8 protein-coding genes are annotated in these 8,157 nt (G+C 60.4%); 3 read left to right on the forward strand and 5 right to left on the reverse strand.

Annotated elements, in window-relative coordinates:
• From BSU04_RS19660 to BSU04_RS19680, 5 genes are all read right to left on the reverse strand, one after another.
• Window positions 1-705: a succinate dehydrogenase iron-sulfur subunit gene (locus BSU04_RS19660; protein ID WP_031362534.1), complete on the reverse strand. Its 705-nt coding sequence runs from the start codon at window positions 703-705 to the stop codon at window positions 1-3.
• Window positions 706-720: 15 nt separating this feature from the next.
• Window positions 721-2,499, reverse strand: a complete 1,779-nt coding sequence (sdhA, locus tag BSU04_RS19665) for a succinate dehydrogenase flavoprotein subunit (protein WP_089162202.1) — start codon at window positions 2,497-2,499, stop codon at window positions 721-723.
• 3 nt (window positions 2,500-2,502) lie between these two features.
• Window positions 2,503-2,877 carry a succinate dehydrogenase, hydrophobic membrane anchor protein gene (gene sdhD, locus BSU04_RS19670; RefSeq protein WP_089162203.1) on the reverse strand — a complete coding sequence of 125 codons (375 nt, stop codon included), beginning with the start codon at window positions 2,875-2,877 and terminating at the stop codon, window positions 2,503-2,505.
• A gap of 2 nt (window positions 2,878-2,879) precedes the next feature.
• A complete protein-coding gene (gene sdhC / locus BSU04_RS19675; protein WP_089162204.1) occupies window positions 2,880-3,290 on the reverse strand; it encodes a succinate dehydrogenase, cytochrome b556 subunit in 411 nt (136 codons plus the stop codon).
• 155 nt (window positions 3,291-3,445) lie between these two features.
• A complete protein-coding gene (locus tag BSU04_RS19680; protein WP_089162205.1) occupies window positions 3,446-4,234 on the reverse strand; it encodes a GntR family transcriptional regulator in 789 nt (262 codons plus the stop codon).
• Window positions 4,235-4,850: 616 nt separating this feature from the next.
• Between BSU04_RS19680 and BSU04_RS19685 the strand changes: the two genes are divergently transcribed.
• From BSU04_RS19685 to prpC, 3 genes are all read left to right on the forward strand, one after another.
• The gene (locus BSU04_RS19685; protein ID WP_089162206.1) at window positions 4,851-5,837 is read left to right on the forward strand and encodes a malate dehydrogenase; all 987 of its coding nucleotides are present in this window, start codon (window positions 4,851-4,853) and stop codon (window positions 5,835-5,837) included.
• A gap of 161 nt (window positions 5,838-5,998) precedes the next feature.
• On the forward strand, window positions 5,999-6,994 hold the full coding sequence (locus BSU04_RS19690; RefSeq protein WP_089162207.1) for an HpcH/HpaI aldolase/citrate lyase family protein: 996 nt from the start codon (window positions 5,999-6,001) through the stop codon (window positions 6,992-6,994).
• Window positions 6,995-7,024: 30 nt separating this feature from the next.
• A partial coding sequence (gene prpC / locus BSU04_RS19695; protein ID WP_089162208.1) for a bifunctional 2-methylcitrate synthase/citrate synthase occupies window positions 7,025-8,157 on the forward strand: 1,133 nt, incomplete at its 3' end.

Genomic DNA, 8,157 nt, shown 5'->3' on the forward strand with positions numbered 1-8,157 from the left:
TCAGACAGCGCGGCGCACCATCAATTCTTTGATCTTGCCGATAGCTTTCGTGGGATTCAGTCCCTTCGGGCACACATCGACGCAATTCATGATGGTATGGCAACGGAACAGACGGTACGGATCTTCCAGGTTGTCGAGACGTTCACCCGTCGCTTCATCACGGCTGTCTGCAATGAACCGATAGGCTTGCAACAAGCCCGCCGGACCCACGAACTTGTCCGGGTTCCACCAAAAGCTCGGGCATGAAGTCGAGCAGCTAGCACACAGGATGCACTCGTACAGGCCGTCGAGCTCGTCGCGCTCTTCAGGCGTTTGCAGACGCTCTTTTTCCGGCGGCGGCGTGTCGTTGATCAGGTACGGCTTGATCGAGTGATACTGGTTGAAAAACTGCGTGAAGTCGCAAATCAGGTCGCGCACGACGGGCAGGCCCGGCAGCGGACGCAACACGATCTTCTGCGGCAGGTCGTTCATGTTCTGCAAGCAGGCCAGACCGTTCTTGCCGTTGATGTTCATGGCGTCCGAACCGCACACGCCTTCACGGCAGGAACGGCGGAACGACAGTGTTTCGTCGACGGACTTCAGCTTCAGCAGTGCGTCCAGCAACATGCGCTCGTGCGAGTCGATCTCGATCTCATACGTCTGCATGCGGGGCGCTGCGTCCTTGTCCGGATCGTAGCGGTAGATTTCAAAAGTACGCTTTGCCATTTCGATTTCCTTGCCTTAGAAGGTACGCGCTTTCGGCGGCACCGATTCAACCGTCAGCGGCGTCATGTGCACCGGCTTGTAATCGAGCTTGTCGCCTTCGCTGAACCACAGCGTGTGCTTCATCCAGTTCTCGTCGTCACGCGTTTCGAAGTTGCTGTGCGCATGCGCGCCGCGGCTTTCCTTGCGTGCTTCGGCCGAGATCATGGTCGCGCGCGCCACTTCGATCAGGTTCGCCAGCTCCAGTGCTTCCACCTTCGCCGTATTGAACACCTTCGACTTGTCCTTCAGGTGCACATGCTTCACGCGCTCGGACAATTCCTTGACCTTGTCCACGCCTTCCGCCAACAACGCGGACGTGCGGAACACGCCTGCGTGCGCCTGCATGGTCGCGCGGATGTCGTTGGCGATCGATTGCGTGTATTCACCCGACGACGAGTTCTCCAGCACGGCGAGGCGTTCAAGCGCGGCGTCGGCGGCATCGGCCGGCAGCGGCTTATGTTCCTTCATGTCCAGCGCATGCTTGATGATGTGGTTACCGGCCGCGCGGCCGAACACCACCAGGTCCAGCAGCGAGTTCGTGCCCAGGCGGTTCGCGCCGTGCACCGACACGCAAGAACATTCGCCGACCGCGTAGAAGCCATTGACCGGTTCTTCGTAGCCGCCCTTCAACGTACCCACGACCTGGCCGTGAATGTTCGTAGGAATGCCGCCCATCTGGTAATGGATGGTCGGCACGACCGGGATCGGCTCCTTGATGCAGTCCACGTTCGCGAACTTCATCGCGATCTCGCGAATCGACGGCAGACGCTTCATGATCGTCTCGGCGCCGATATGCGACAGATCCAGCAAGACGTGGTCCTTGTTCGGACCCACACCGCGACCTTCCTTGATTTCCTGGTCCATCGAACGCGAAACGAAGTCGCGCGGCGCCAGATCCTTCAGCGTCGGCGCGTAACGTTCCATGAAGCGTTCGCCATCCGAATTGCGCAGGATCCCGCCTTCGCCGCGCACGCCTTCGGTAATGAGCACGCCCGCGCCCGCAACACCGGTCGGGTGGAATTGCCAGAATTCCATGTCCTGCAAAGCGATGCCCGAGCGGGCGGCCATGCCAAGTCCATCGCCGGTATTGATGAACGCGTTGGTCGATGCCGCGAAGATCCGGCCCGCGCCGCCCGTGGCGAACAACGTGGTCTTGCCTTCGAGGATGTGGACGTCACCGGTTTCCATTTCCATGGCGGTCACGCCGAGCACGTCGCCATCGGCGTCGCGGATCAGGTCCAGCGCCATCCATTCAACGAAGAAGTGCGTCTTGGCTGCGACGTTCTGCTGATACAGCGTGTGGAGCAACGCGTGACCGGTACGGTCAGCGGCGGCGCAAGCGCGCTGTACCGGCTTTTCGCCGTAGTTCGCCGTGTGGCCGCCGAACGGGCGCTGATAGATCGTGCCGTCCGCGTTACGGTCGAACGGCATGCCCATGTGTTCGAGTTCGTAGACGGCGCCGGGCGCTTCACGGCACATGAATTCGATCGCATCCTGGTCGCCGAGCCAGTCGGAGCCCTTGATGGTGTCGTAGAAGTGATAATGCCAGTTGTCTTCGCTCATGTTGCCGAGCGACGCACCAATACCGCCTTGGGCCGCGACGGTATGCGAACGCGTCGGGAACACCTTCGAGAGCACTGCGACCGACAGACCCGCACGGGCGAGTTGCAGCGACGCGCGCATGCCCGAACCACCTGCACCCACGATAACTACGTCGAAACGGCGACGCGGCAGGGACGTTTTAATTGCAGCCATTCTTTACACTCTCCAGAGAATCTGTGCCGCGTAGCCGATACAACCGACCAGCCAGAGGATCGTCGCCACTTGCAGGAACAGGCGCAAGCCGACCGGCTTCACGTAGTCCATCCAGATGTCCCGGATGCCAACCCACGCGTGGTAGAAGAGCGAGAGCAACGCGACAAACGTGGCGAGCTTCATCCATTGCATGGCGAAGATGGAGGCCCAGCCGTCGTACGAAAAATCACGCGCGCCGAAGAACCAGAACAGCAGGACCAGCGTGTACAGGGCCATCACGACGGCGGTAATGCGTTGCGCCAGCCAGTCGCGCAGACCGTAGTGCGCGCCAACGACGAGACGCTTGGGACCGATTCGATTGTTGTTATTCGCTGCCATTCTCAGAAGGCTCCGAAGAGTTTAAGCGCAACGACGATTGTCAGCAGAGATGACACCGCGAGCACGACGATGGACGTCTGCTTGCCGCCTTCCTTGCTCACTGCGCGATGGGTGTCGAGCAGCAGGAAGCGGATGCCTGCACAAAAGTGGAACAGGAAGGACCACGAAAGCACGAGGACGACGATCTTGACGAGGGGATTGGCGAGAAAGCCCTTGAACGAGTCGAAACTGATCTCCGACGTCAGGCTTTGGTCCAGCAGATAGAGCAGAAACGGCAGCGATACGAATAGAAGCAGACCACTGATGCGGTGAAGAATTGACACCTTTCCCGCTAGTGGCAAGCGGTAGGTTGCTAGCTGAGCAATTCCGATATTCCGGTACTCAGGTCTTGGTTTTTTTGCGGCTTCAGCCATGCTAGACCCCAACTTTGTTATCACACTAGTCCGCGATTTTAGCGCCTTTTTATATCGCGCTGCAGCGAAATGCCGCGCAAGAGGCTATTGCTCATCGCGTGAGAAAGGCTTTTAAGGCACCCCTTGGGTCCGCCGTCAAGCCGTCCACGTCCCGTTCAACTCAAATCGTTTTGATAGTAATAGCCGTTCGTGACATACCACCCGCGCCGCACTTCCACCGGCCGGTCGCCATATGTGTACGACACCCGCTCGACCGACAATAAAGGCGACCCGGCGGCCACGCCAAGCAGTTCCGCTACAGCAGGGTCCGCGCCCACCGCCCTGATTTTCTCCGATGCCCGGATCATGCGCGTGCCGAACTCCGTTTCGAACATCGCATAAAGCGGGCCTTTGTAATCTGCCAGGCGCTCAGCGCTCAGTCCACGGAATACCGCGCCGGGTAACCAGATTTCGTCGAAAACGGTAGTTTCGCCGTCGAATTGCAGCAAACGTTTGATGCACACGACCGGGTCGGCCGGCTTCAGGTCCAGTTGGCGAGCGATCTCGGCGGGTGCGCGCAAACGGCGGCACTCCAGCAGCCGGCTTACGTGGGGATGAAGATCGCCGTCTTCCGGCAGTAACCGGAGAAAGCGGAACTGTACGCGATCTTCGTTGTGCGTTGCAACAAACGTGCCCTTGCCCTGGCGGCGCACGAGCAGGTTGTCGGCGGCGAGTTCGTCGATGGCTTTGCGCACCGTCCCTTGGCTCACCTTATAGCGGGCGGCCAGTTCGACTTCGCTTGGGATCATTTCGCCGGGCTTCCATTCGCCCGATTCCAGCCCTTGGGTAATCAGGGCCTTGATCTGCTGATATAGCGGGCTGAACGTCGGCGACGAAGCGGGCACGACTTCCGTCGCGCCGGCTGCGCCGGGAAGGTTCGTGGTGCTCGCTGGGTTTGAATTCATGCGCGCATTTCATCATAAAGCGCCAAGTCGCGTCTAGCGTTTTCCCGGGCATTCCTATGTCTTATATAAGACATATGATACGGTTGACTTTGCCCTGATCGAATCCTACACTCCTTGGCGAGCAAGGGTTTGCAGGATGCTGCGCGTGTCATGCAGCGCACCCGGTGCGTCGGCTAGCCTTGGCGCCGGCCACTGAAACGCCTCAGAACGCCCTACCGCTCACCGCCTCAAGCCGAACGGCTTTCGTGTTCGCTGCCGCTGCCAGTGCCCCGCTCTTGCAACGCCCGCGCGCCCTCGAAAACGCGACGCATGAGGTACGAGACGTGTACGAGGTGTACAAGCCGAGGTGTACAAGCGGCGCTGAACCAGCAGGATCCAGCGCAAAACCCCATGCTCACCGCGCCAGATTTTCAGCACGAGGGTCGGGCTGCGATTGCCGGCATGCTACCGGAAAGACAATGACAATCTCGCTGCAGGCGCGACGCCATTGGGTTTCGGGGGCACCCCGCGGGGCAACCCACGCAGTTCGATTCACTTGCTTCATCAACGCTTCGCGTAACGCGCCTAAAATGGCGTTTTCCCCTAGCGTTTCACGCACCGTTCAGGAGTGTTCTCAATGGCTAAGTCCGCAAAGCGCGTTGCCGTCACCGGCGCCGCAGGTCAAATCGGTTACTCGTTGCTGTTCCGCATCGCCAATGGCGACCTGCTAGGCAAAGACCAGCCGGTCATCCTTCAGTTGCTCGACCTGCCGCAGGCGCAAGGCGCCGTCAAGGGCGTAGTCATGGAACTGGAAGACTGCGCGTTCCCGCTGCTGGCAGGCGTGGTCGTGACCGACGACCCGAAGGTCGCGTTCAAGGACGCCGACGTCGCGTTGCTGGTCGGCGCCCGTCCGCGTTCGAAGGGCATGGAGCGTAAGGACCTGCTGTCCGCTAACGCCGAGATCTTCACGGTGCAAGGCAAGGCGCTCAATGAAGTCGCCAGCCGCGACGTGAAGGTCCTCGTGGTCGGCAACCCGGCCAACACGAACGCTTACATTGCGATGAAGTCGGCGCCGGATCTGCCGAAGAAGAATTTCACGGCCATGCTGCGTCTGGACCACAACCGCGCGCTGTCGCAACTGGCGTCGAAGTCGGGCAAGCCGGTTGCATCGATCGAAAAGCTGGCCGTGTGGGGCAATCACTCGCCGACCATGTACCCGGATTTCCGTTTCGCCACGGTCGACGGCGGCTCGCTGACCAAGCTGATCAACGACGACGAATGGAACCGCAACACGTTCATCCCGACGGTTGGCAAGCGCGGCGGGGCGATCATCGAAGCGCGTGGTCTGTCGTCGGCAGCGTCGGCAGCTAATGCGGCTATCGACCACGTGCGCGACTGGGTGCTCGGCACGAACGGCAAGTGGGTCACCATGGGCGTTCCGTCTGATGGTTCGTACGAAATCCCGGAAGACATCATCTACGGTGTTCCCGTGACGTGCGAAAACGGCGAATACAAGCGTGTTGAAGGCCTGGAAATCGACGCGTTCTCGCGCGAGAAGATGACCGGCACGCTGAACGAATTGCTGGAAGAGCGCGACGGCGTCGCGCATCTGCTGGGCAAGTAAGCGGGTCTAGCAGACTTTGCGTTCACGCGAGCGCCTGGCCGCAGGGCCGGCGCTCGCTGCTGATTCGAGTGCGTTTGGTGTTTGAAAAGCGTTTAAAAAATACCCGAACCCACCCGAATCCGCGATTTCCACCCCTCTTTACAAGCAAACCGACGCCGACGATGCGCGCTCTCACCCCCGCCGAAGTGCTGTTTGAAGGCGACGTTCCACCCGCTGTGATGCCCCCTTGCGATCACTATGCAGGAAGCGAAAAGCTGATCAGGAAATCGCTCGCCCTGCAGGCGCAACTCGGCCCGGTGTTCGACGTCACGCTCGATTGCGAGGACGGCGCGCAAGTCGGTCAGGAAGCGTCGCACGCGGAACTGGTGGCATCGTTCCTCGGCAGCGAGGACGACCGCTTCGGCCGCGTCGGCGTGCGGATTCACGACTTCCAGAACCGCGCTTGGCGCGACGATGTGCGCATCATCCTGCGCGCCGCCAGGAAAGCACCTGCGTATATCACGCTGCCCAAGATTCGCAGCGTCTTCGATGCCGTCGAGATGGTCGCGTTTGTCGAAGCGTCGCGTTGTGAGTTTGGGATAAAGCAGGCCATCCCGTGTCAGTTGCTGATCGAAACGCATGGCGCGCTGGCCGAGGTCTTCGAACTCGCGGCGTTGCCGGGCGTCGAGGCGCTGAGTTTCGGGCTGATGGATTTTGTGTCGGCGCATCACGGCGCGATCCCCGACACCGCAATGCGCTCTCCCGGCCAGTTCGATCACCCGCTCGTGCGGCGTGCGAAGCTCGAGATCGCGGCGGCTTGCCACGCGCATGGCAAGGTGGCGTCGCATAACGTCTCCACGGAAGTGCGCGACATGAGCGTGGTCGCGGGCGACGCCCAGCGCGCGCGCAACGAGTTCGGCTTTACGCGCATGTGGAGCATCCACCCGGATCAGATCCAGCCGATTGTCGATGCCTTCCTCCCGCGCAAAGACGAGATTGCGGCCGCCACGGAGATTTTGCTCGCCGCGCAAAACGCGCAGTGGGGACCGACGCGGTATCAGGACACGCTTCACGATCGCGCAAGCTATCGGTATTACTGGTCGGTGCTGCGCCGCGCGAAAGCGTCGGCCCAGGCGCTGCCCGAAGGCGCAGAGACGCTTTTTTCACAAGACAAGTAACGCGTTCTACATATCAGGAGACTGGGTCGGATGAGCGATACGTTAGAGAAAGAAGCACCCGCCACTGGCGGCTTCAAACCGAAGAAATCGGTCGCGCTGTCAGGCGTGACGGCCGGGAATACCGCGCTGTGCACCGTCGGCAAGACGGGCAACGACTTGCACTATCGTGGCTACGACATCCTGGATATTGCCGGGACGTCCGAGTTCGAGGAGATCGCGTATCTGCTTGTGCATGGCAAGCTGCCCACGGTCGCTGAACTCAAGACGTACAAGGCCAAGCTCAAGGGTCTGCGTGGCCTTCCCGCAAACCTGAAGGCCGCGCTGGAATGGATTCCCGCATCCGCCCATCCGATGGATGTGATGCGCACCGGCGTCTCCGTGCTTGGCACCGTGTTGCCCGAGAAGGAAGACCACAACGTCTCCGGCGCCAAGGATATTGCCGACCGCCTGATGGCCTCGCTCGGCTCGATCCTGCTGTACTGGTACCACTATTCGCATAACGGCCGGCGCATTGAAACCGAGACCGATGACGATTCCATCGGCGGGCATTTCCTGCATTTGCTGCATGGCGTTCCGCCGTCGAAGTCGTGGGTCGATGCCATGCACGCGTCGCTGATCCTGTATGCCGAGCATGAATTCAACGCATCGACGTTCACCTGCCGCGTCATTGCCGGCACGGGCTCGGACATGTACTCGGCGATTACGGGCGGCATCGGCGCGTTGCGCGGTCCGAAGCATGGCGGCGCAAATGAAGCCGCGTTTGACATTCAATCGCGCTATCAGACGCCCGACGAAGCGGAAGCGGACATTCGTCGACGCGTGGACGCGAAAGAAGTCGTGATCGGCTTCGGTCATCCGGTGTACACGATCTCCGATCCACGCAACAAGGTGATCAAGGAAATCGCGAAGAAGCTGGCGAAGGAAGCCGGCGATACCAAGCTTTACGACATCGCTGAGCGGCTTGAAACAACGATGTGGGACGCGAAGAAGATGTTCCCGAACCTGGACTGGTTCAGCGCGGTGTCATATCACGCGATGGGCGTGCCCACAGCCATGTTCACGCCGCTGTTCGTGATCTCGCGGACCTCGGGCTGGAGCGCCCACATCATTGAACAACGTATCGATAACAAGATCATCCGGCCGAGCGCAAATTACACCGGTCC

The sequence above is a fragment of the Caballeronia sordidicola genome (genome assembly GCF_002220365.1).
In the GTDB taxonomy this organism is placed as follows: Bacteria; Pseudomonadota; Gammaproteobacteria; order Burkholderiales; family Burkholderiaceae; genus Caballeronia; species Caballeronia sordidicola_C.